Annotated in this window: 25 protein-coding genes; 7 read left to right on the top strand and 18 right to left on the bottom strand. The window is 63.7% G+C overall.

Annotated elements, in window-relative coordinates; genetic code table 11:
- Positions 1-64: 64 nt before the first annotated feature.
- Both ILT44_RS03700 and ILT44_RS03695 read right to left on the bottom strand, forming a co-directional pair.
- Positions 65-817, bottom strand: a complete 753-nt coding sequence (locus ILT44_RS03700; RefSeq protein WP_204238222.1) for a glycerophosphodiester phosphodiesterase family protein — start codon at positions 815-817, stop codon at positions 65-67.
- Positions 814-1,284, bottom strand: a complete 471-nt coding sequence (locus ILT44_RS03695) for a RidA family protein (protein ID WP_204238221.1) — start codon at positions 1,282-1,284, stop codon at positions 814-816. Before ILT44_RS03695 ends, ILT44_RS03700 begins: the two co-directional genes overlap by 4 nt.
- Before the next feature lie 125 nt (positions 1,285-1,409).
- Here ILT44_RS03695 and ILT44_RS03690 point away from each other — a divergent pair, with 125 nt between their 5' ends.
- The gene (locus tag ILT44_RS03690; protein ID WP_204238220.1) at positions 1,410-2,249 is read left to right on the top strand and encodes a cell envelope integrity EipB family protein; all 840 of its coding nucleotides are present in this window, start codon (positions 1,410-1,412) and stop codon (positions 2,247-2,249) included.
- A gap of 87 nt (positions 2,250-2,336) precedes the next feature.
- Here ILT44_RS03690 and ILT44_RS03685 read toward each other — a convergent pair whose 3' ends face one another.
- Both ILT44_RS03685 and ILT44_RS03680 read right to left on the bottom strand, forming a co-directional pair.
- Entirely contained in the window at positions 2,337-3,605 is a 1,269-nt protein-coding gene (locus tag ILT44_RS03685) for a DNA polymerase IV (RefSeq protein WP_204238219.1), read from the bottom strand.
- A gap of 12 nt (positions 3,606-3,617) precedes the next feature.
- Positions 3,618-3,908: a DUF3572 domain-containing protein gene (locus tag ILT44_RS03680; RefSeq protein ID WP_204238218.1), complete on the bottom strand. Its 291-nt coding sequence runs from the start codon at positions 3,906-3,908 to the stop codon at positions 3,618-3,620.
- A gap of 100 nt (positions 3,909-4,008) precedes the next feature.
- On the opposite strand from ILT44_RS03680, the gene ILT44_RS03675 reads away from it, so the two are divergent.
- Both ILT44_RS03675 and ILT44_RS03670 read left to right on the top strand, forming a co-directional pair.
- Complete coding sequence (locus tag ILT44_RS03675) at positions 4,009-4,392, top strand: response regulator (protein ID WP_204238217.1); 384 nt, start codon at positions 4,009-4,011, stop codon at positions 4,390-4,392.
- Positions 4,393-4,906: 514 nt separating this feature from the next.
- Positions 4,907-6,748, top strand: coding sequence for an adenine deaminase (locus tag ILT44_RS03670; RefSeq protein WP_204238216.1), 1,842 nt, complete (start codon positions 4,907-4,909; stop codon positions 6,746-6,748).
- Between the two features lie 4 nt (positions 6,749-6,752).
- On the opposite strand, the gene ILT44_RS03665 is transcribed toward ILT44_RS03670, so the two are convergent.
- The 5 genes from ILT44_RS03665 to ILT44_RS03645 all read right to left on the bottom strand — a co-directional run bounded on the left by ILT44_RS03665 (position 6,753) and on the right by ILT44_RS03645 (position 9,687).
- On the bottom strand, positions 6,753-7,562 hold the full coding sequence (locus ILT44_RS03665) for an alpha/beta hydrolase (protein ID WP_204238215.1): 810 nt from the start codon (positions 7,560-7,562) through the stop codon (positions 6,753-6,755).
- Positions 7,563-7,596: 34 nt separating this feature from the next.
- A complete protein-coding gene (locus ILT44_RS03660) occupies positions 7,597-8,715 on the bottom strand; it encodes an FUSC family protein (protein WP_204238214.1) in 1,119 nt (372 codons plus the stop codon).
- 73 nt (positions 8,716-8,788) lie between these two features.
- On the bottom strand, positions 8,789-8,971 hold the full coding sequence (locus ILT44_RS03655) for a hypothetical protein (protein ID WP_204238213.1): 183 nt from the start codon (positions 8,969-8,971) through the stop codon (positions 8,789-8,791).
- A 70-nt stretch (positions 8,972-9,041) separates the two neighbouring features.
- On the bottom strand, positions 9,042-9,416 hold the full coding sequence (locus ILT44_RS03650; protein WP_204238212.1) for an SPW repeat domain-containing protein: 375 nt from the start codon (positions 9,414-9,416) through the stop codon (positions 9,042-9,044).
- A gap of 7 nt (positions 9,417-9,423) precedes the next feature.
- Complete coding sequence (locus tag ILT44_RS03645) at positions 9,424-9,687, bottom strand: glutaredoxin family protein (RefSeq protein ID WP_204238211.1); 264 nt, start codon at positions 9,685-9,687, stop codon at positions 9,424-9,426.
- A 260-nt stretch (positions 9,688-9,947) separates the two neighbouring features.
- On the opposite strand from ILT44_RS03645, the gene ILT44_RS03640 reads away from it, so the two are divergent.
- On the top strand, positions 9,948-10,214 hold the full coding sequence (locus ILT44_RS03640) for a hypothetical protein (RefSeq protein WP_204238210.1): 267 nt from the start codon (positions 9,948-9,950) through the stop codon (positions 10,212-10,214).
- Positions 10,215-10,235: 21 nt separating this feature from the next.
- Here ILT44_RS03640 and ILT44_RS03635 read toward each other — a convergent pair whose 3' ends face one another.
- A complete protein-coding gene (locus ILT44_RS03635; RefSeq protein WP_204238209.1) occupies positions 10,236-10,472 on the bottom strand; it encodes a hypothetical protein in 237 nt (78 codons plus the stop codon).
- A gap of 164 nt (positions 10,473-10,636) precedes the next feature.
- Here ILT44_RS03635 and ILT44_RS03630 point away from each other — a divergent pair, with 164 nt between their 5' ends.
- Together ILT44_RS03630 and ILT44_RS03625 are read left to right on the top strand one after the other, a co-directional pair.
- Complete coding sequence (locus ILT44_RS03630) at positions 10,637-11,272, top strand: SGNH/GDSL hydrolase family protein (protein WP_204238208.1); 636 nt, start codon at positions 10,637-10,639, stop codon at positions 11,270-11,272.
- 327 nt (positions 11,273-11,599) lie between these two features.
- Positions 11,600-12,187 (top strand): hypothetical protein, encoded by a 588-nt coding sequence (locus tag ILT44_RS03625; RefSeq protein ID WP_204238207.1) that lies wholly within the window; start codon positions 11,600-11,602, stop codon positions 12,185-12,187.
- A 103-nt stretch (positions 12,188-12,290) separates the two neighbouring features.
- Here the strand turns inward: ILT44_RS03625 and rpmG are convergent, their stop codons facing one another.
- The 6 genes from rpmG to parE form a co-directional block, all read right to left on the bottom strand.
- Positions 12,291-12,458: a 50S ribosomal protein L33 gene (gene rpmG, locus ILT44_RS03620; protein WP_009491004.1), complete on the bottom strand. Its 168-nt coding sequence runs from the start codon at positions 12,456-12,458 to the stop codon at positions 12,291-12,293.
- Positions 12,459-12,720: 262 nt separating this feature from the next.
- Complete coding sequence (locus ILT44_RS03615) at positions 12,721-13,446, bottom strand: NUDIX hydrolase (protein WP_239467894.1); 726 nt, start codon at positions 13,444-13,446, stop codon at positions 12,721-12,723.
- A gap of 23 nt (positions 13,447-13,469) precedes the next feature.
- A complete protein-coding gene (locus ILT44_RS03610) occupies positions 13,470-13,907 on the bottom strand; it encodes a DUF983 domain-containing protein (protein WP_204238205.1) in 438 nt (145 codons plus the stop codon).
- A gap of 13 nt (positions 13,908-13,920) precedes the next feature.
- The gene (gene rnr / locus ILT44_RS03605; RefSeq protein ID WP_204238204.1) at positions 13,921-16,236 is read right to left on the bottom strand and encodes a ribonuclease R; all 2,316 of its coding nucleotides are present in this window, start codon (positions 16,234-16,236) and stop codon (positions 13,921-13,923) included.
- 297 nt (positions 16,237-16,533) lie between these two features.
- Positions 16,534-16,938: a VOC family protein gene (locus tag ILT44_RS03600; RefSeq protein WP_204238203.1), complete on the bottom strand. Its 405-nt coding sequence runs from the start codon at positions 16,936-16,938 to the stop codon at positions 16,534-16,536.
- A 104-nt stretch (positions 16,939-17,042) separates the two neighbouring features.
- Complete coding sequence (parE, locus tag ILT44_RS03595; protein WP_204238202.1) at positions 17,043-19,103, bottom strand: DNA topoisomerase IV subunit B; 2,061 nt, start codon at positions 19,101-19,103, stop codon at positions 17,043-17,045.
- Positions 19,104-19,347: 244 nt separating this feature from the next.
- Between parE and ILT44_RS03590 the strand changes: the two genes are divergently transcribed.
- Complete coding sequence (locus tag ILT44_RS03590; protein WP_204238201.1) at positions 19,348-19,536, top strand: hypothetical protein; 189 nt, start codon at positions 19,348-19,350, stop codon at positions 19,534-19,536.
- Here the strand turns inward: ILT44_RS03590 and ILT44_RS03585 are convergent.
- Both ILT44_RS03585 and topA read right to left on the bottom strand, forming a co-directional pair.
- Entirely contained in the window at positions 19,525-20,019 is a 495-nt protein-coding gene (locus ILT44_RS03585; protein WP_204238200.1) for an MgtC/SapB family protein, read from the bottom strand. The genes ILT44_RS03590 and ILT44_RS03585 overlap by 12 nt on opposite strands.
- Positions 20,020-20,036: 17 nt before the next feature.
- Positions 20,037-22,745, bottom strand: a complete 2,709-nt coding sequence (gene topA / locus ILT44_RS03580; protein WP_204238199.1) for a type I DNA topoisomerase — start codon at positions 22,743-22,745, stop codon at positions 20,037-20,039.
- Between the last annotated feature and the right edge of the window lie 138 nt (positions 22,746-22,883).

Genomic DNA, 22,883 nt, shown 5'->3' with positions numbered 1-22,883 from the left:
ATATCAGTCTATGACGGCCCGGCCCTTGTCATCCCGGGGCCGCGGGGATGCCATAAAGAGTCGATCAGGGCAGAAAGCCCTCGAACACCATCTGATCCGCGTGCTTCTCGGCACGGGCGCGATCCTCGGGATTGCGCACCGTCCAGGTCATGACCGGTAGGTTTCCCAGGAGCCTGCTGAGATGGGTCGAAGCACAGGGGATGTCCTTCACGCGCCAGGACAGGAAATGGGGCTGCGTTTCCGCGAAATGCAACAGGTTCGCCATCCGGTGCTTCTTTTCGGGCGTCAGGAAGCTGTCGGCCTTCGACGCATATTCCAGCTCGCCGATGAAACCGCGCGTGATATGCGGCGCATGCTCGCGCAGATGGGCGACGATATCCGGATCGAAGGACTTCACCACGAAAGGACCGCTGTAGTCCTTCAGGATCTCGATGACCCGCTTCGTTAGCCGCATGTCGCCGTTGAACTTGCTCTTGACCTCGATGACCAGCGGCGTGCGCCCGGCGACGGTGCCAAGATAATCCCGGAGCGAGGGAATCTTGTCTCCGCCCTTGGCGCCGGTGATGTCGATCCGGGTCAGGTCGGAGAGCCTGCGCTCGGCCACCATTCCGCTCTCGCCTGTGAGGCGCTCAAGCTCGAAGTCGTGGAAGACGATGGCCTCGTTGTCGGCGGTCAGCTGAACGTCGAGCTCGATGGGAAAGCCGTGCGCGATGGCGGCTTCCGCGGCCGAGACCGTATTCTCGATGACGCCCTCGGATTTGTTGTGAAGGCCGCGATGGGCGATGGGCTTCGCGACGAGCCAGCTTGGAGTGCTCATTGGACTTCGAACATCCCTTCGACTTCGACGCAGGCATCGAGCGGCAACTCGGCGACGCCGATGGTGGAGCGGGCATGACGGCCGGCGTCACCGAGAACCTCGACCATCAGGTCCGATGCGCCGTTCATGACGGGAGCAAGGGCCGCGAAGGTGGGCACCGCATTGATAAAGCCGCCGAGACGGACGCAGCGGGTCACCTTGTCGAGATCGCCGACGGCAGCCTTGAGCTGGGCGAGCAGATTGATGGCGCAAAGACGCGCGGCCTGCTGGCCGATCTCGGGCGAGATCTCCGCGCCGACCTTGCCCTTGTGGGCGTCGGCGAGCTTGCCGTCGAGACCGAGGCAGAGCTGTCCGGAGATGATGACGAGGTTGCCGGTTCGAACGAACGGTACATAATTCGCCACCGGCGCCGCTGGGGTCGGCAGGGTGATCCCCAATTCCTGAAGTTTCTTGTCGACTGCGCTCATGGAAGCCTCGATGTGTGACATCATCCGGACGGAGTAGTGGCGGATGAGCCGGAAGGACGCAAGCGGGAACATTGCCCTGTCCGCAAGACACGCCTATCGTAGCTGGCGTTGCGTCGGGAGAAGATATGCGTTTGCTCGTTGTGGCCTCGGGCCTGATCCTCGCCTCGCTGGTGCCGGCACTTGCCGAGACCGTGAAGCCTCCGGTTCAACTCACGCCCCACCGGGCCGTCTACGACCTCTCCCTGCTGCGGGCGGGCGGCTCCAACGGGGTCGAGAACGCAAGAGGGCGCATCGCGATGGAATTCGGCGGCGATGCCTGCGACGGCTACACTCTCAAGTATCGTCAGGTCACGATCCTCAACGGCTCCGAGTCGGGGCCCAACACCATGGACGTCCAGACCGCGACCTATGAGACCGGCGACGGCCGCTCCATGCACTTCAAGTCCACGTCCTTGCGGCAGGGCCTGATCAAGGACAGCGAGGTCGACGGCGATGCCAAGATCTCGCCGCAGGGCACCCTCAACGTCGATCTGAAGCAGCCGAAGCGAGCCGCCTTCGAAGCCAACGGCGAGACGGTTTTTCCGACAGAGCACCTCAAGCGCCTGATCGAGGCCGGCCGCCGGGGCGATGCGACCCTGTCCATCAGGGTCTATGACGGCTCCAACAAGGGCGACAAGGTCTACGATACCCTGGGGCTGATCGGCCGCCGGATCGAGCCGGGCGCCGCGCAGGCATCGCTCGAGGATGCCGTCCGCAAGGACAACCTCGCCACACTGGCGCGCTGGCCGATCACTATCAGCTACTTCGAGGAGGGCAAGGCCGACAGAATGCCGGTCTACACCATCTCCTTCGAACTCTATGAGAACGGTATCAGCCGCGACCTGAAGCTCGATTACGGCGACTTCGCCCTCAAGGGCGAGCTGAAGAGCCTCGACGTCCAGAAGCCGAGCCCCTGTCAGCGATAGGCCATCGGGTCCGCACGATGCGCCAGCTCAGGGGATGAGCATCGGAATGGATTCCAAAGGTGCAAGTCTGCTTCCGAATCCGATGCTCTAGGGCTTGCGCAGCACGATGCCCTTCTGCACGGCCCCCGCACCGAATTTCTCGCGGATCTTGTCGATGGCAGCTTCCATGTGGGCCTGACGCACCACGGACTGGTCGGCGAGATCGCCCTTGTCCGCATCCGCCGCATCGCAGAGATCGGCCGCTCCGATTCCGATGAGTCGAAAGGCGGTGCCGTCGCAGGAGGCCTTCAGGAGTTGCCGTGCCGGATCGAACAGGCGGGCGGCAAGCTGCGTGGGCGCGAAGCCCGAGCGGGTGCGGGTGAGGAGCCTGAAGTCCTTGTCCTTGAGCTTCAGGGTCACGCTGCGTCCGGCCAGACCCGCGGTCTTGAGCCGGCGCGAAACCTTCTCGGAAAGCCGCCAGAGGATCGGCTCCAGATCTTCGAAGGAACGCAGATCCGTCTCGAAGGTCGTCTCGGCCGAGATGCTCTTCGTCTCCCGCTCCGGCGTTACGGCTCTGCGGTCCTCGCCCCAGGCGAGCCGCGACAGGCGCTGCGAATCCCGGCCGAGCGCCTCGAAAAGGATCTTCAGCGGCACATCGCGCAGATGGGCGATCTGAGTCACTCCGACCTTGGCGAGCCGGCTCTGAGCCGAGGCGCCGATCCCAGGGATCACCCCGACAGGTTTGTCGGCCAGGAAATCGGCAGCCTCCTCGCGCCCGATGATGGAGAAGCCTCGCGGCTTCTGAAGGTCCGAGGCGATCTTGGCGAGGAACTTGTTGTAGGAGAGCCCGACCGAGATCGAGATTCCGATCTCGTTTTCCACCTTGCGGGCAAAGCGGGCGAGCGTCAGGGCCGCGCTGCCGTGGTGCAGCCGCTCCGTTCCGGTCAGGTCGAGAAAGGCCTCGTCGATGGAGACGGGCTCGACCAGCGGTGTCAGCTCCCGCATGAGCTGGCGTACCTCGCGCCCCGCCTTGCTGTATTTCTCCCCGTTCGGCTTGATCACGGTCGCATGGGGGCAGAGCTTCAGGGCCTGGAACATGGGCATGGCGGAGCGCACGCCATAGGTGCGCGCCACATAGCAGGCGGTCGAGACCACTCCGCGCTTGCCGCCGCCGATGATCACAGGCTTGTCGGCGAGGCTCGGATCGTCCCGCTTCTCCACCGCCGCGAAGAAGGCATCGCAATCCACATGGGCGATGGACAGCGTATCCCGCTCCTTGTGCCGCAGGAGGCGAGGAGACCCGCAGGCCTTGCACCGCTCCGCCAGAGGATTGGCGGAGAGCGTCAGGCAGTCACGGCAGAAGGGCGCGTCGCTCATGGGTGAAGAGAGTTATTCGAACTCGGAGGGCGAGAGGGTCCAGTGGGCCTGCATGATGTGCTCCGGCTTGGCGTCCAGCTCCTTGGCGAGCGCGACCAGCAAGGGCTCGTCGGAGACGACATAATCCAGGATACCGGCAAAGAAGCCAGGGGACGCAGCCGCCGAGCGGATAGTGTCCGGCTGCAGGCCCGAGACGGCCAGGAACCGGCTCAGGCGCTCCTCGTCGCTCGTGATGAAGGAGAAGGCCCCGACTGCGACATTTTCAGCCTCCTCGCGGGTAACTCTTTTTAAGGGAGTGTTCATGCTGTCAGTTTGCATTTCATCAATAGGTTTGGACCTATCTATACCATCAGACGAAATATAGGGCCGGTGAAGTGCGTTTTTGGGCCCCGGGATAACGCCAATGAAGAAGACCGTGCTCATTGTTGAGGATAACGAACTCAACATGAAGCTCTTCAACGATCTCCTCGAGGCCCATGGCTATGCAACCCTCAAGACCAGCCATGGCATCGAGGCCATGGAACTGGCCCGGGCCCACAAGCCGGACCTGATCCTCATGGACATCCAGCTGCCCGAGGTCTCCGGCCTCGAGGTCACCCGCTGGCTCAAGGCCGATGAAGAGTTGAAATCGATTCCCGTGATCGCGATCACGGCTTTTGCCATGAAGGGTGACGAGGAGCGGATCCGGGAAGGGGGCTGCGAAGCCTATATGTCGAAGCCCATATCGGTCACCAAGTTCATCGCCACCGTGAAGACTTACCTTGAGGCAGATGGCAAGCCCGTGTGACTTTGCCTGATCTGGCGCTGGATCGAATCCACAGCTTCAGCAAGCCGATTCATCTCCTTGGAAAAACTTGGCTTTAAATTTTCTGGGAAAATGCCGCTTTTTTGCCACATGGGCGCTTGCATAGCCGCTTCTTTTCTATACGTTCAGCCAAAGTTTCCGCCCAGAGCGGAAGAAATGCCCTACGGATGCTCAGGTCCGCCGCATCTCCTGGGACTTCGGGGGCTCGGCCAGCCTGGTAGCAGATCGTTGCCTCCTCAACGCTGCTCCCGGCTGGCCACCAACTTTTTAGCAAGGCGCCGCAAGGCGCCTTTTGTTTTGGCCAGCGTTCCGCGCGGGTGGATTCAGTCGAACCCCCCTGTTTCTTCAAGCGAATCAGCTTCATTCCTGTTTAAGCCAAGCTTGGCCTTAAGGAAATATGCCGTTAGGGTAACGCCGTCCGCCCAAGGCATTCCGGGATGCGGTCCGCGTCCAGCCCTGCTACGCTGGGAGAGCCGATTTCAACGGGATGAGGGACATGGACCATCGTACGCCTTCGCTGCCGCCCAAGACAGCTCTGACCCGCTTTTCCGTCGCTCCTCTGTCCACCATGACCCGGCGCCTGGCCGACGTCGCCTCGGGACGTGCCCCCGCCGATCTCGTGATCACCGGCGCGCGCGTGTTGTCCACCTACAGCGAGCGCATCGCACCGGAGCGGGAGGTCTGGATCGCCGGCGGGCGCATCGCTGCGGTGAAGCCCGCGGGCTCCTACCGGCAGGTCAACGGCCGGCCGGGGCGGATCTATGATGCAAAGGGCGGCATCGTCGCGCCGGGCCTCGTCGATCCGCACATTCACATCGAGAGCAGCATGATCACTGCCTGCGCCTATGCGGAGGCGGCGCTGCTGAATGGTACGACGACGATCTTCTGCGACAGCCACGAGATCGGCAACGTGATGGATGCGGCCGGCATCGAGATGATGCTGGAGGATGCACGCCACGCCCCGCTCTCGATTTTTCTCACCGTGCCGAGCACCGTGCCGGCGACCACGCCCGATCTGGAGACGGCAGGCGGCGATCTCACGCCTGAGAAGATCGCGGCCCTGTTCGACCGCTGGCCGGAGGCTGCGGCGCTCGGCGAGAAGATGGACTTCGTGCCCGTGACCATGGGCGACGAGCGCAGCCACGCGATCCTTGCGGCGGCGCTGGAGCGCGGCAAACCGGTCTCGGGCCACATCTACGGGCGCGAGTTCGTGGCGGCCTATGCGGCAAGCGGCGTCACCGACACGCACGAGGCCATCGACCGGGACATTGCGGACGACCTGCTCGATGCAGGCGTATGGATCTTCCTGCGCGGCGGTCCGCCCACGACCCCGTGGCATTCGTTGCCCGAGGCCATCAAGACGATCACGGAGCTGGGCTCGTCGCACAAGCGCATCTGTGTCTGCACCGATGATCGTGACGCGGACGACCTGATGATGTTCGGCATGGACTGGGTCACGCGCGAAGCGCGCCGCGCGGGATTAAGTCGCGAGCAGGCCTGGAGCATGGGCTCCCTGCATCCGGCAACCCGCTTCGGCATGGAGGGCGAGATCGGCGGTCTCGGCGGCGGACGCCGCGCCGATCTGGTGCTGCTCAACGACGATCTCGACGTGCAGAACACCTGGTATGGCGGCGAGCTTGTCGTCGAGAACAAGACGATCACCTCCGTGCTCGATCAGGCGCTCTCCAACCGCTACCGTTACCCGGACGCGGCGTACCGGACGGTTCACATTCCAAGCATTCCGTACCTGATCCCGGACCTGCCGAAGGAGGCCTGCACCGCCAACGTGATCCGCGTGGCGCTGCCGGGCATCGTGCTCTTTCACGACAAGGTGCAGCTGCAGAAGGAAGAGAGCTGGGACGCTCTGCTGTCGAAGAACGATCTCACCTTCGTCACGGTCATCGAGCGTCATGGCCGCACGGGCGGCAAGGGCGTGGCCCATGGCCTGCTGAAGGATTTCGGCTTGAAGAGTGGCGCGGTGGCGAGCAGCGTGGGCCATGACTCCCACAACGTCATCGTCGCCGGCACCAACGAGAGCGACATGCGCGTGGCTCTCGAGACGCTCATCGAGGCCCAGGGCGGCGTGTGCGTGGTCGATCAGGGCCAGGTCGTCGCCATGGTGGCGCTGCCGATTGCGGGCCTTCTCTCCGACAAGCGCGTGACGGAAGTGGCCGAGGAGACCCGTGCCCTGAAGGCGGCCTGGGAGAAGGCCGGCTGCAAGATCCCCTATATGGGCTTCAACCTCATTCCGCTCTCCGTGATTCCGGAAATCCGGATCACCGACAAAGGGCTGGTTCTGGTGCCGGAGATGGAGTTGGTGCCGCTCTACGAGAAATGAGACCTTACCGGGAAGCGCTGGCTTCGAACTGTGTCACCGCTTCCTGCATGGCGGCGGCAAAGGCAGGGTGATCGTAGAGATCGTTGTGCCCTGCATCCGAAATGGTCCGATCGAGGATGAGGTTGGGGATGACGTTGCGCAGGGGCTCGGTGCGGCGTGCCGGAACGATGGTATCGCGCCCCGCCACAATCATTGCGGTCGGTGTCTGCCGGTCCTTCACCAGATCGATGGTCGGCATGTGATGGCGCAGGAGCAGACCCGTCGGCGCCCAGGAGAAGTGTTCGCGCGCCAAGGCTTTCAAGGAGTCGAACGGCGTGACCAGGATCAGGCCTGCGACCGTTCGGTGGTGCGCCAGATACGCCGCGACTCCGCTGCCGATGCTGAAGCCGATGGCGACGATGGTGCGAGGAATCTTCTGCTGCAGGTGATCGAAGATCGTCAGCGCATCCGCGAACAGCGCCTCCGCGCTCGGCGTGCCGCTGCTCGGCGGATAGCCGCGATAATGGAAGACGATCACCTCGTGCTCGGGAAAGAGGCCGTGCAGGTAGAGCGCCATGGCCTCCGCATTCCAGGCATTGCCGCCGAAGCCGAGCAGAACAGGTTTCGGGGCGGCTGAGGGTCCAAGCCGCACTCCGGCGAGACGGTCACCATCCGGGAGCATCAGTTCGAGACGCTCAGTCGAAGGCGGCAGCAGCGGACGGTTGGCGGCTGCCATCTGTGCCGGGAACAGCATCTTCGTTTGGAACAGCACCGTGACAAGCACCAACCCTGCATAGAGAAGCGCCGCGCCGAGGACGAGGATGAGCAGCCACATCAGTGCCGACCTGGATTTCCGGACCACAGGCACATCAACTCCCCGCAGCCTCTTTGCGTCCCAACGCCAACTCGTCGGTGCGGGCGAGCAGGTCGCCGAGATTCTTCTGGAACTGCTCGAAGGCAAAGCCCAGGGCGAAGACCTGTCCAAAAGTCTTTCCGGGCAGTTCCCGCACGAGTGCATCCGCCCTCAACGCTTCCGCCGCGCTGGTGAAGGCATCCAATGCTTCCCGGAAAGCCTTCGGATCAGGAGGCTTTCTGCGCTGCCGGAGAGCTTCGGACAGGTTCAAGAGAAGCTTGCGCGTTGCCTGATGCAACGCGGTCAGAGAAGGCCCAAGTCTTTCAAGGACAGGAGCAGGCAGGGGGCTGTAAGCCGCGCGGCCGATCATCACGAGGTCATGGCGTACCCGATAGAGGGTGCGCACGAGCGGCTCGGGGTCGGGAGCCTCGGTGAGATGGCTCCTGCGTTCGCGAACTGCCTCCTCGGCGGCGGCCTCCGCCTTCTTCAGGGCGGAACGGATCTGCGGATGCAGCTTCTGCAACGCCGCGCGGCTTGTAGGGTCATCCGTCAGCTCGTCGATGAAGACCGAGACCAGATCGGCGTTGAGCGAGACGACCTTGGCGGCGGCTTCCGTCATCAGCGTATGGGCGCGGGCGGGCAGAACGAACAGGGAGACAACCACACCGACAATGTTGCCGAGCGTGATCTCCAGCACCCGGTCGATGACCGAGGCGAGGGGGCCGATCGCCTGTCCGGTCGGCGGCAGCAACATGATGAGGGAAGTGATAGGCGCTACCCGGAAAGCCGGCTTGATCGCAGCGAGGAGCGCCAGAGGGAACACGGCCAGGACGATAGCGATCCCAAGACTCAGGGTCGAGCCGTGAGGAAGGAGGGCCGCGATAGCGCCGCCATAGACGGCCCCTGCGAGCGTGCCGGTGAACCGCTCGACGGCAGCCTTGAGGGAGCCGCCTACGCTCGCCTGCATCACGACGACGGCCGTGATCACGGCCCAATAACCTTGGGGCAGGTCAAAGAAGCGCGTGACGGCAAAGGCGAGCGTCCCGGCGATGGTGACCCGCAAGGCCAGTTTCAGCTCGGCCGCGCGCGCCCCAATGCGTTCACCTGTCCCTTCGATCCACCCAGACCATGCCATGCGATTCTCCGAACGCGGAGCATAGAGGGTGGTTCGCCCGACCGGCTACGGGAATGACGCCTTGCCGGAGAGCCTACTCGTGGGGCAGCACCACCAGATTGGAGCCGCAATCGTCGCAGATGCCGAGGCTGGGCGAGGCGATCATCTGCGCCGTGCCGCATTCCGGACAGCCCTTCATCGCCATCCGAAGTGTTCCTTGCATCCGATGGGCGCTTTCCCGATACGCCTCGCTCGCCTGGACGACATTCTCGAACATGGCCGCCTCCCTTGAGGAGCCACGATGCTGCGCCTGCTATGAGGCTCCGTCAACGAAGCTTTCTGGCTATTCAGGCGGGTTCCCGGTGGCCGGTGGACAGCATCGGTTCGAGACGTGTGACAAAGCACGCGACGACCGAGAACAGGCCGAAGAGAAGATGCGGCCACAGCACCTGATCCGCGAAGCCGAACAGGAACGGGGAGGCTGCGAGCACGATCCCGCCGATCCCGTCGAGGATCAGGTGCATCGGCATAGGCAGGATCTTCAGGAGACCCAGTTCGTAGGCCGTGAGGACGTAATAGAGGATCGCCCCAACCCCGAACACGAGCGCGACCCATTTGGCCGCCGGGACATCCGCGAAGTCGAAAATCCAGGGGGATGCGAGAAGCGCCAGACCCCAGAGATAGTCGATCACGCCATGTACGCTGGTGGGGAGGAAACGCATGATGGTCTCACGTCCGGGCTTCGCCCTGCGCCCGAACGAGATTCCGGTAGAGCCACTGGATGATGTCGCGGCTTTCGAGTTTCGGCTGCCCTTCGATGACGAGGCAGGGCACCTGGATCTTTCCGGTTAAATAGGTAAGCCTGTCCTTGGCACCGTCGGTCTCGTTGATTTCCATGAACGCGATCCGGTCCGTCAGCCCATGCTCTTCGATGAAGTCGCGGACGCGGGCGGAGTAGGGGCAGGTCCATTTGTGAATGAGTTCGAGCTTCAAAGCCTCGTCCTTTCGCACGCTGTCATTTGAGGAATCCCCGACGTCGGCGCAGCATGATCGCGATCCAGAGGATGAGGCTGGAAAGCACGATGATCATGCCGATCGTCATCGGCCAAATCGCACCGCCTTCCATGCGAGCCCGTCCTCTCGATCACCTGCGTGAACGTCGGCGGCGGATCCCTGTTCCTTGAGGCTCGCGGACTTGTGTGAGTGGCTGAGCGCTCTAGTTCGCAGGCGTCAGCAAGAGGCCGAAGCGGCGCATGAGCAGGATTCAGTGGCGGCAGGATCAGGTGGCTGGCGTGCCCCTCAACCGCCATATCGGCACGGTCGGATCCGTTGAGGTCGGCAGCGTGGCCTATGACGGCAGCAACAGGTTCTGGATCTGGTCGACGCCTCTGCAGGAGGATGCCTGGGGTTATGGACCCACCGAGCAGGCGGCCAAAACGGCTCTCGAGTTCTGGCTTGCGTCCTGGCTGGAGAATTTTCGGTTATTCTTTCAGACTGACGGCGAGCCGCCGTCAGTCTGACTTATAGCGATCCTGTGTGGGTCAGACTCGCGTGCTGCGGCCGCGCCCGAGGAAATAGTAGAGCAGGGCAGCGACAACGACGACGGCGACGATGATCCAGATCCAGTCCATTCCGGCATCCGCGGCCGCGCCCGGCGTGGTACCCGTCGCCGGGCCGGAAGGGGATGGGGTGCTGCTGGGAGGTGTCTGGGCTATGACGATGGTGCTCCAGACGGTCAGCATCAGGGTCAGCAGGGATGCCTTGAATGTCTCGATCATCTGATCTCTCCTCGGCCCATTATCGGGCCTAGGTTCAACGTCCGCCTGCGATGGCCCGTTCCGCAGGCTCGGGCCGGAACAAGGGCAGCTTGGCCCAGGTTTTCGCCACAACGGTTTGATTTCTTGAGACGAGGAGCACGTGCGTGACTGCTCGGGAGAGAAGCATGACCCATGTGGTTCTGCTCGGTGACAGCATCTTCGACAACGGCGCCTATGTGAATCGCGGCGAGCCCGACGTGGTGAGGCAGGTCCAAGCCAGGCTTCCGCAGGGCTGGAGGGCGACCTTATGCGCCGTCGATGGTGCCGTGACTGCGGATATAGACCGCCAGATGGGGCGCGTGCCGCCGGATGCCACTCATCTGGTGGTGAGCGCCGGCGGCAATGACGCTCTGCGCAACAGCGGGATCTTGCGCGAGCAGGCCCGTTCCGTCGCCGAGGTCATCGGCAGGTTCGCGGGTGTTCAGGACGAGTTCGCGCGCAGCTACCGGGCCATGCTGGACAGTGTTCTGGACCGGCGCCTGCCAACGGCGCTCTGCACGATCTACGATGCGCGTTTCCCCGATCCGCAGGAGCAGCGCTTCGTCGTGACGGCCCTGTCGATCTTCAACGACATCATTACCCGCGAGGCTTTCATCCGCAGGCTCCCGCTGATCGATCTGCGTCTCATCTGCGATCAATCCGACGACTATGCCAATCCCATCGAACCCTCCGCCAAGGGCGGGGACAAGATCGCCTCCGTGATTGCCCAGGTGGTGGCCGGAAACAGCATCTTTCCGCGTTCGCAAGTTTATGCCCATTGAACGGTTAAGCTCGTGGATACGGCCACGCCGCATACTTTTGGACGACAACGGCCTCGGCCCGTGAGGCAAAGCAGCTTGCTTCCTGGCCAAGCGGCGCGGAGCGGCATGGCGCGAGGCGTCTAACAGGATCAGTCCCACCAAGTTTTGGGCTTGAGGGCTTCCTCAAGCTAAGAGCGTTTAAAATTTCCAACAAAAATGAACAAATTGTCAGAAAAGCTCGCAATCTTTAAATAAACATAAGTGCTTGGCAGCCAAGCTGCGAACCAAACCTCAAGTTATGAATTGATTTGCATTGAAGGGTATTTGCCACTTCTCAAGAGGTTGATCATGAAGAAGTTAGCATTACTGGCAAGTGTTGCCATCATGACTGCCGGAAGCGTCGGCTCGGCTGAGGCTCAGCGTTGGTACGGCCATCGCCACGGCTGGAACGGCGGGGCTGTTGCTGCCGGTGTAGTTGGTGGTGCGGTGCTTGGCGGTCTCATCACCGCTGCGGCTCGTCCTGCCTATGCCTATCCGGGCTATGGATATCCTGGCTATGGCTATTACCCCAGCAGCTACCCTGCTTACGGCAACCAGTACGGTTATGGCTATGGCTACTCACCCGCTTACAGCCCGGCCTATAGCCCTGCAGCCTATGGCTACTACTCAGCTCCCGCCACCCAGGTCGTCTACGATCCGGCTCCCGTCTACCGGACCCGCGTGGTCTATCGGCAGCCGAGGGTGGTGAACCGGGTTGTTTATGCTGAGCCGCGTTACCGCACCCGCGCCGTCTACCGTCAGCCACGTGCGGTGACCCGTGTCGTCTATCGCGACCGCGGCCCCGTCGTGCGGTCGGTTCGCCGGGACGTGCTGACCACGGGTGCGATCAGTGAGCGTCGAGTCCGGCAGATCCGCCGGATCGACTCCTACCGCTAAGCCCCACGAGGCAACCCTGCTGGGGCTGACCTCTGAAGCTCAAACAAAAAAACCGCCCTTAGAAGGGCGGTTTTTCGTCTGAGATGTTCTTGCAGGAAGCCGGTTACTTAATCTTGGCTTCTTTGAACTCGACGTGCTTCTTCGCGACCGGGTCATACTTCTTCAAGTTGAGCTTCTCGGTCATCGTACGCGAGTTCTTCTTCGTCACGTAGAAATAGCCCGTGTCGGCGGTGGATACGAGCTTCACTTTGATTGTTGCGGCTTTGGCCATGGTCGGACCTCTTGTTCGGTTCAGGCGCTCGGTTGGCCCTGGAGCCGCGCCGAAACGCAAAGGCCGGGCGAACCCGGCCGGAAAATCGTGGGGTTCCCATGCCCGATTATCGGCAGCCAGTCAAGGGTTGAGGGCCGTTTCCGGCGTTCTTCCTGTCATCCCTGGCGGCGTTTTGGCCGGGGAGCAGATTCGTAGCTCGGCGCTTATGAGTGAATTCCCGTCCTCTGCGCTGTGGTCCGCCCGGGGGTGACACCAGAGAAGGCTAGAGCAATTCCCGCACGAAACGGCCGCGCTGCTGGTGGAAGAAGGGGACGGGGAGCTGGTGGCTGAAACCGGCGGCGATCCGGGCTTCCAGCTCACCGAGGATCACGGTGGTGATCGGCGGCAGGTCCAGGGCCTTGGCCTGATCGATAGTGACCCAGGCCAGCTCCACGAGCTCGGCTTCCGGGCCGATGACACCCTTCACCTCGTCGGCGATGGCGGTGCGGTCCACGGAGAAGAAGCGGGTATCGAATCGCCTGACGCGCTTCGGGGGCGTGATGGCCCTGCCGATGAAATGCAGGGATTCGAGGTCGGGATGGACACCCCGTTCCTGAAAAGCCGTCCAGGCGGTGTCGGAAGGTGCGCGCTCCGGGCTGCCGTACTCCTTGGTGCCGAGCAGCAGGCCGGTCTCCTCGAAGGTCTCGCGGATGGCGGCAAGCGCCAGGGCCCTGCAGCGCTGGGTGGACGGGCGCGTCACCCGGGCCATGAGGGCCTGCTCGGCGCGGGGATGGAGGGCACCGGTCACCGTCATGGAGCGGTCGCCGGCCTCGATGCGCCCGCCGGGAAAGACGAACTTGCCGGGCATGAACTTGAGCCCCGCATGGCGCTTGCCCATGAGCACCTTCGGGCTCTTGCCCTTGCGGTCGATGATGATGAGCGTGGCTGCGTCGACGGGACGGAGGACAGGGGCCTTGGGGTTGGTCTCAGCGGAAACGAGGCGATCCATCTTCGCCAGGGTTTCGATATCCGTCACGTTAAGTTGTCCTCGTCGGCAATTTTCTTGGTTCGGGCCGCCCCGAAACCATGCATACCTAGCGCGTATTGCAGCCCCACGACAGCGCCTTTCACGGGCTGAAGCAGCGCAAGGCACAGGATGAGCGTAAGCGCCGGCCAGGTCGCCAGGTGCACCCACATCGGCACCTCGAGCCTGGTCTCCGTCATGAGGATGCCGTAGCCGACCAGATGGCCGACGATGAAGATCACCAGATAGGGCGGCAGGTCATCGGCACGGTGATGGTGGAACTCCGTCCCGCAGGATTCGCAATGGTCCACCACCTTCAGGAAGCGCCCGAAGAGACGGCCGCGGTTGCAGGCCGGGCAGCGGTTCAGGAAACCGCGCCGCATGGCGGGAATGACCTTCACCTCATGCGGATCCGCAGCCGCAGCACTCTTGATCGTCAAAGACATTCTTCGTCCTTCGTCAGGCGCGCCCGCGCCGTTTGACCTTCACCCGCGTCGGGGAGCGCGCGGACGCTTCTGCCGCCTTGGCCCGGCGGGCCGGCCGCTTGCCGCCCTTCCTGCCGCCTCCGGTTTTGCGGGTGAAACGGCCCTTGGTGAGCAGCTCGAAGCGCAGGGCTCCCGCCACGGGCGCCGCCTCCACCAGCTTCACCTCCACCTTGTCGCCAAGCCGGTAGGTCTCGCCGGTATCCTCGCCGCGCATCGAATGCGTGGTCTCGTCATAGCGGTAGTAATCGTTGCCGATGGTGGCCGCCGGGACGAAGCCGTCCGCGCCGGTCTCGCTCAGCTTGATGAAGAGCCCGGCCTTCGACACGCCCGAGATCTGCCCATCGAATGTGGCCCCGATCCGGTCGGCGAGGAAGTGCGCGATCAGGCGGTCGATTGTCTCACGCTCCGCCGCCATGGCCCGCCTCTCGGCCGCCGAGATCTTGGCGCTGATCTCGATGAGCTCGGCCCGGTTCGTGCTGTCGGACAGCCCGTCCTTGCCGAGCTTCAGCGCGCCGATCAGCGCCCGGTGGACGATGAGGTCCGCATAACGCCGGATGGGGGAGGTGAAATGGGCATAGCGGCGGAGGTTCAGTCCGAAATGGCCGTAGTTTTCGGCCGAATATTCGGCCTGGGACTGCGAGCGCAGGACCACCTCGTTGATGAAGAGCTGGTGCTCGGAGCCGTCGACGCTGCGCAGGATGCGGTTGAACAGCTCCGGCTTGATCGGCCCCTGTCCAGGAATCTTGAGGCCGATGGAAGCCAGCACCTCGCTCAGAGAGCGCATCTTTTCAAGCGAGGGCTCGTCGTGGACCCGATAGATCAGGTCGGATTCGGCCTTTTCCAGAGCCTCCGCCGCAGCCACGTTGGCCAGGATCATGAACTCCTCGATGAGCCTGTGCGCCTCGAGCCGTTCGGGAACGAAGACCCGGTCCACCGTGCCGTCGGGATTGAGCACGATCTTGCGCTCGGGCAGATCGAGAAAGAGCGGCTCGCGGATGTCGCGTGCCCTTTTCGCGAGCTCATACCCGGCCCAGAGGGGTTTCAGGATGGTGTCGAGGATCGGCCTCGTGACCTCGTCGGGCCTGCCGTCGATCGCGGCCTGGGCTTGGCTGTACGAGAGCTTCTCCGCCGAGCGCATCATGATCCGGTGGAAGCTGTGGCGGATCTTCCGTCCGTCTGGGCCGATCACCATGCGGACCGCGAGGGCCGGGCGGTCCTCCCGCGGTCTCAAGGAGCAGAGATCGTTCGAGATCCGCTCCGGGAGCATCGGCACGACCCGATCGGGGAAGTAGACCGAGTTGCCGCGCTCCTGCGCCTCCCGGTCCATCGCGGAGCCGGGGCGCACATAGGCCGCCACATCGGCGATCGCGACCGTGAGAATGTAGCCACCGGCGTTGTTCGGGTCATCGTCCGGCACGGCATGGACGGCGTCGTCATGGTCCTTGGCATCCGGCGGGTCGATGGTGACAAGGGGCAGGGCGCGCCAGTCCTCAAGGCCCTCCAGGGAGGCCGGCTGCGCCCTCTCGGCTTCGTCCAGAACAGCCTTCGGGAATTCGTTGGGAATGTTGTGGGCGAAGATGGCGATTAGGCTCACCGCCTTCTCGGACTTCACCGAGCCGAGCCGCTCCTTCACCTTGGCGGTCGGCAGGCCGAAGCGGCCGTGCTTGACGATGGAGACCGCAATCAAGTCCCCGTCCTGGGCCTCGGCCTCGTCGCCCGGTTTGATCTGCAGTTCCTGATCGCGCGCCTTCTTGTCGACAGGAATGAGCCGGCCGCCGCCATCCGGCAGGCTCCGGAAGATGCCGAGCACCTGCGCCTGCTTCTTGGCAATGATCTTGGTCACGCGCCCGGAATAGTGATGAATGTCGCCGGGCTTCAGCGGATCGACGCGCAGGAGCGCCCGGTCGCCGACGCCCGCCACCGGCATGCCGGGGCGCGGCTTGCGCGGCGCCACGATGATGATGGTCGGGATGGTGCCGTGCTCCTCCTCGTCCCACTCGGTTGGCACCGCGATCAGCTCGCCGTCCCGGTCGCGCTTGGTGATGTCGGCGAGCACGACCGGCGGCAGCTGGCCCGCCTTGTGGACGGTCTTGCCGCGGCGGTCGACGACGCCTTCGATCTCCAGATCCTTGAGGATCTGCTTCAGCCAGATGCGGTCGTTGCCCTTGATGCCGAAGCGCTGCGCGATCTCGCGCTTGCCCACTTTTCCCTGGGCCTGTGTGATGAAGGAGACGACCTCCTCTCGGGATGGAAGGGCGGCGGATCGGTCGGCTTTCGAAGTTTTGGCCAAGGGTAGAGCTCGTTTGGTTCACGGGGTCTTGTCGCATGCAAGCTTGGCCTCGGCTAGTCCGGCGGCCGTCATTGGCATGACGCACGGGAGTGAGAAGAGATCCACGAAGGGGAGCTGCCATACAGGCAAAAAATAAGGCCCCTTGCGGAGCCTTTGAGGGACCGGCCCGTGGGGGCAGAATGAGCCGGTGAGTTTGTAGAACGCTGCCTTGCAGACTTGGTTCCAAGATTTTTTGAAATTTTTTCCGGTCCCCGAATTTTCCTGATTTTCGGCTCCGCGCCGTCAGCTCGAAACCCTTCACTCACGACCACCCGAAAACTGAACGAGATCCCATAAATTCCCGTAGAGATCCTCGAAGACGGCCACGGTGCCGTAGGGAGCCTGCTTCGGCTCACGAACGAACGTGATGCCGGCCTCGACCATGGCGGCGTAATCCCGCTGGAAGTCGTCGGTCTGAAGGAACAGGAAGACGCGGCCGCCGGCCTGATTCCCGATAAAGGTTTCCTGATGGGGCGAGGATGCCCGTGCCAGGAGCAACGACGTCGTACCGCCTCCCGGCGGGCGGACGACCACCCAGCGCTTATCCTGCTCCGGCTGATAGGTGTCTTCGACCAGCTCGAACCGCAGCTTGCTGACGTAAAAGTCGATCGCTTCGTTGTAGTCGCGAACCACGAGAGCGATATGAGCGATGCTCTGCTTCAATGTGCCCCCTTCGTCAGGCGCGCTGCAGGCTCCTGTGACGAGTCCCGGCCCATCTCCGTGCCTTCTGCTGACGGTTCTGGATCGGAACTTTACGGATGAGGTGCTCAGATATCCAGGTCCGCCTCGTCGGCGAAAGCGGCGCGCTCCTGGATGAAGGCGAAGCGGGCCTCGGGCTTGTTGCCCATCAGGCGCTCCACCGCATCGCTGGCGTCTAGCCTCTCATCGTCCGTCACGACCACCTTCAGAAGCAGGCGCTTCTTCGGGTCCATGGTGGTTTCCTTGAGCTGCCCCGGCAACATCTCGCCAAGGCCCTTGAAGCGGCTGATCTCGACCTTGCCGCTGCCCTTGAACACCGTCTTCAGGAGGCGCTCCCGGTCGGCATCGTCACGGGCATAGGCCGATTTCGCCCCTTGCGTCAGCCGGTAGAGCGGCGGAACCGCCAAGTAGAGGTGACCGCCGTCGATGAGCTTCGGCATCTGCCGGTAGAAGAAGGTGATGAGCAGCGTGGCGATATGGGCGCCGTCCACGTCCGCATCGGTCATGATGACGACCTTCTCGTAGCGAAGATCGGCCTCGCGGTATTGGGAGCCAGTGCCGCAGCCGAGCGCCTGGACGAGATCGGAGATCTGCTGGTTCTGATGTAGCTTGTCGCGTCCGGCGGAGGCCACGTTGAGGATTTTTCCGCGCAACGGAAGAACTGCCTGGCTGGCGCGATCGCGGGCCTGCTTGGCGGAGCCGCCGGCCGAGTCGCCCTCGACGAGGAAGAGTTCGGAGCCCTTGGCCCCCGCATTGGAGCAGTCCGCCAGCTTGCCGGGCAGGCGCAGCTTGCGGGTCGCGGTCTTGCGCGCGACCTCCTTCTCCTGGCGGCGGCGCAGACGCTCTTCGGCTCGGTCTATCACCCAGTCGAGCAGCTTGTTGGCCTGCTGCGGCGAGGCGGCGAGCCAGTGGTCGAAGGTGTCGCGGATCGCATTCTCGACGATGCGTCCGGCCTCCACGGTCGCCAGCTTGTCCTTGGTCTGGCCCTGGAACTCCGGCTCGCGGATGAAGACCGACAGCATGGAAGCGCAGGTCGCCATCACGTCGTCGGTGGTCACAGCCGCCATGCGCTTTGCCTGATTCACACGCTCGGCGTGCTCACGGAGCGCCCGCAGAAGCGCGATGCGCAGGCCGTTCTCGTGCGTGCCGCCCTCGGGGGTGGGCACCGTGTTGCAGTACGAGGTCGAGAACCCGTCCTCGTTCGTCATCCAGGCGACCGCCCATTCCAGGGAGCCGTGGCTGCCGGGCTTGGTGATCTTGCCGGAGAAGATCTGATCCGTGACCAGCTCCTTGCCCTCGATGTCGTGGAGTAGGTAGTCCTTCAGGCCGTTTGGGAACTTGAAGGTCGCTTCCGCCGGAACGTTGTCGATCCCCTCGACCAGCGAGGGGGCGCATTTCCAGCGGATCTCGACGCCGCCGAACAGATAGGCCTTGGAGCGCGCCATCTTGAACAGGCGGCGAGGCTGGAAATGGGCCTCCTTGCCGAAGATCTGCCAATCGGGCTTGAAGCGCACCTTGGTCCCGCGCCGATTGAGCACGCGGCCCACGGTCTCGAGCTTGCCCTGCGGGTTGCCGCGGGCGAAGATCTGCCGATAGAGGGTCTGGCCGCGGGCGACCTCGACCTCGAGGATCTCGGACAGCGCGTTCACCACCGACACGCCGACGCCGTGCAGGCCGCCGGAGGTCTCGTAGACCTTCGAGTCGAACTTGCCGCCCGCGTGCAGGGTGGTCATGATGACTTCAAGGGCCGATTTCTTCGGGAACTTGGGGTGCGGATCGACCGGAATGCCGCGCCCGTTGTCGGTCACCGACAGCCAGCCGCCTTCCTCCAGCTCCACCTCGATGAAGCTCGCGTGGCCGGCGACCGCTTCGTCCATGGAGTTGTCGATCACCTCGGCGAAGAGGTGGTGCAGGGCCTTCTCGTCCGTGCCGCCGATATACATGCCCGGCCGGCGGCGGACGGGCTCGAGCCCCTCCAGCACCTCGATGGCCGACGCGTCGTACCCGGCCTCGTCCGGCGTGCCCTGTTGAGGCGCCTGGCGGGAGACCTTGACGGCGGCATTGCGGGCCGTGGCAGGCGCGGCGCGCTTAGGCCCGGCGCCCCCGAAGAGATCGTCGTTATCTGTCATTGGGACCTTAGTCCGGGATGATGATTCGCGCTTCTTTACACTATTTCTCATCCCGTTTTTATACGAGAACAAAACGGAAACGTGAAGCTGATTTTGGGTCGCAAGCGATAAAAGTGAGGGTACGCTACCTTGTAAAGGTTACCAACGAATTCCCTCTAAAGGCTGTCTTTCTGCTGTCATCAGGAACTGTTTAAATTCCATTCACGTTGAATAGTTAAGCATGAGCTTAACGGGAGATCGGGACGTGACGACGCGGACGACATTGAGACCAGCACAAAAGCTTCACCTCGACCGCGCCGCGCGCAATGCGGGGGAGGCCTTCGCCTTCGACGAACCCGACGCCGCGCCTACGGCGCATCGCTCCTATGGCTCGACTCTGATCTGGCTCGGGATGGCTGCCGTCGCCGTGTTGGGGCTCAGCCTAGTCTTCTAAAGTATCTTCGTCCGCATTCCGGCTCCTGCCGAAAATGCGGATGAGCCTTGCTTCGAGCCGCGTGCCGTAGGTCAGAACAAGCAGAGTCACAAGGGTTCCGGCGATGGTGATGAACCACGCCCCCAGGGCTGCGGTTACTCCGAGAGCGGCCGCAATCCATACGGTGGATGCCGTCGTCAGCCCCTGAACTTCCGTCCCGTCCTTGGCGCGCAGGATGGATCCCGCGCCAAGGAAGCCCAAGCCCGTCAGGATACCCTGAATGACGCGGCTGACCGCGTCCTGGTTGAAATGTAGCCCCTCATAAACCGAGCCCGACAGGATCACGATGGCGGAGCCGAGAGCCACGATGCCGAGCGTCCGCATCCCGATCGGCTTATTGTGAAGGTCTCGATTGATGCCGATCACCATGCCGGCGAGGGTCGCTCCGAAGAGCCGGAGCATGATCTCGACCTGATCGGCATGGTCCACCAGCAGCCAAGACACCCACTCCCTCATCGCGCTCAACCCGCCTTCGCGGTCTTCTTCGCAGCAGCAGTCTTGGCGGCCGTCTTCTTCGGAGCCGCCTTCTTGGCCGTGCTCTTCTTGGCAGCGGTTTTGGGAGCCGCTTTCTTCGCTGCAGGCGCCTTGGCCGCAGCCTTCTTGGCCGGGGCCTTGCGGCCACGAGCGGGCTTCTTCGACGGACCGGCCGCCCGGCGCGCCTTGAGAAGATCGACCGCCTGATCCAGCGTCACAGCTTCGGCGGCAATCGTTCGCGGCAGGGTCGCGTTGGTCTCGCCATCGGTCACGTAAGGTCCGAACCGCCCGGCCTTGACCACGATCGACTTGCCCGATTCCGGGTCTTCGCCGATGGGCCGGCCCGGATCGGCCGCACCCCGCCGGGCGCCGCCTCCGCCGCTCTCCTTGGCGACGATCAGGTCGATGGCACGGTTGCCGCCGATCTCCAGCACGTCGTCGCCTGCGCCCAGATTGGCATAGGTCTTGCCGTGCTGGACGTAAGGTCCATAGCGCCCGATGCTCGCCAGGATCGGCTCGCCCGATTCCGGGTGGACAGCCACCTGACGCGGAAGCGACAGGAGCTTGAGCGCCTTTTCCAGATCGACCTGCGCGGGCGCCAAGCCCTTCGGCAGGGACGAGCGCTTGGGCTTCTCGCCCTCGCCGAGCTGCACGAACGGGCCGAAGCGGCCATCGCGCAGGGTCACCTCCAGGCCGGTGTCCGGATCGGTGCCCAGCACCTTCACGCCAGGCTGGCCGCCGTTCTCGGACGAGCCTTCTCCGTCACCGTCGATGCCGGTAGCTGCGAGCTGGCGGGTGTACTTGCACTCGGGGTAGTTCGAGCAGCCGATGAAGGAGCCGAACTTGCCGAGCTTGAGCGACAGCTGGCCCGTGCCGCAGGTCGGGCAGGTGCGCGGGTTCGAGCCATCGCCCTTGTCCGGGAAGATGTGCGGCCCGAGCAGCTCGTTCAGTGCGTCGAGGACCTCCGTGGTGCGCAGCTCCTTGGTCTCGCCGATGGCGGCCGAGAAGTGGTTCCAGAACTCGCGCATCACCTGCTTCCAGTCGATCTCGTTGTTCGAGACCCGGTCGAGCTGCTCCTCCAGATCCGCCGTGAAATCATATTCCACGTAGCGGCGGAAGAAGCTCTCCAGGAAGGCCGTGACGATGCGTCCCTTGTCCTCCGGGACGAGCCGCTTCTTCTCGATCTTCACGTATTCGCGGTCGCGCAGGGTCTGCAGCACGGCGGCATAGGTCGAAGGGCGGCCGATGCCGAGCTCCTCCATGCGCTTCACGAGGGAGGCCTCCGAATAGCGCGGCGGCGGCTCGGTGAAATGCTGGCTCGCAGCGATGCGGCGACGCTCAAGCGTGTCGCCCGCCTTCATGGGCGGGAGGCGGCCCTCGTCCTCGTCCGCCTCGTCGTCCTTGCTCTCGTTGTAGAGCGTGAGGAAGCCGTCGAACTTGATCACCTGGCCGGTAGCGCGAAGGTCGAGCTTGCGCGGGCCGACCTGGGCGTTGATGTCGGCGGTGGTCCGCTCCAGCTCGGCCGATTCCATCTGGCTCGCGATCGTGCGGGTCCAGATCAGGTTGTAGAGCCGGGCCTGCTCGGGCTCCAGGTACTTGGACACGTATTTCGGCAGGCGGCTCATGTCGGTCGGCCGGATGGCCTCGTGGGCCTCCTGGGCGTTCTTGGCCTTGGTCGAGTACTTGCGCGGCACGCCCGGCACGTAGCGGTCGCCGTATTCCTTGCCGATCACCCGACGGGCGGCCTGCACGGCTTCCGGCGCCATGTCGACGCCATCGGTTCGCATATAGGTGATGATGCCGACCGTCTCGCCGCCGATGTCGACACCCTCATAGAGACGCTGCGCGATGCGCATGGTCTGGGCGGGAGCCAGGCCGAGCTTGCGCGAGGCCTCCTGCTGCAGGGTCGAGGTGGTGAAGGGCGGGTAGGGGTGGCGCTTGGCGGGCTTGGCCTCGATGTTCGCCACCGAGAAGGTCGCGAGCTCCAGGTCCTTCTTGAAGGCCTCGGCGTCCTTGCCGTTGCCGATGTCGAGGCGCTGGATCTTCTTACCGTCGGCGCCGACGAGGCGGGCGTCGAACACGCCGCCGTCCCTGGTGGCGAGGGTCGCGATGAGGGACCAGTATTCCCGCGGCTTGAAGGTCTCGATCTCGAGCTCGCGGTCGCAGACGAGGCGAAGAGCCACCGACTGGACGCGGCCCGCCGAGCGGGCGCCGGGCAGCTTGCGCCAGAGAACCGGCGAGAGGGTGAAGCCGACGAGGTAGTCGAGGGCGCGGCGGGCGAGATAGGCATCGACCAGCGCCTGGTCGATCTGGCGCGGGTTGCGGAGTGCCGTCTGCACCGCGTCCTTGGTAATGGCGTTGAAGGTCACGCGCTCGACCGGCAGGTCCTTCAGAACGCGCTTCTCGCGCAGGGCCTCCAGCACGTGCCAGGAAATCGCCTCGCCCTCGCGGTCCGGGTCGGTGGCGAGAATGAGCTTCTCGGCCCCCTTGATCGCCTTGGCGATGTCGGAGACCCTCTTCGAGCCCCTGTCCTCGAGCGTCCAGATCATGCGGAAATCGGCATCTGGGTCGACCGAGCCGTCCTTCGCGGGCAGATCGCGGATATGCCCGAAGGAGGCCAGGACCTCGTAATCCTTGCCGAGATATTTGTTGATCGTCTTGGCCTTGGCAGGCGACTCGACGACGAGGACTTTCATGGACGGCTTCCTAAAAGCGGGGGCAGGCGGACGCCCTGCTGCCAGGGCGGGACACGACGGTCAGCCCCTGACCGTCGCAGGGCGGGATAAGTGGTTGATGATTGCGGACAAGTCAAATCGGACTTGGCCGTAGGTTTC

It is taken from the genome of Microvirga arvi (genome assembly GCF_016892765.1).
Lineage (GTDB): Bacteria > Pseudomonadota > Alphaproteobacteria > Rhizobiales > Beijerinckiaceae > Microvirga > Microvirga arvi.
Note: the sequence above shows the minus strand (reverse complement) of the source record. Positions and strands in the feature narration are given on the sequence as shown.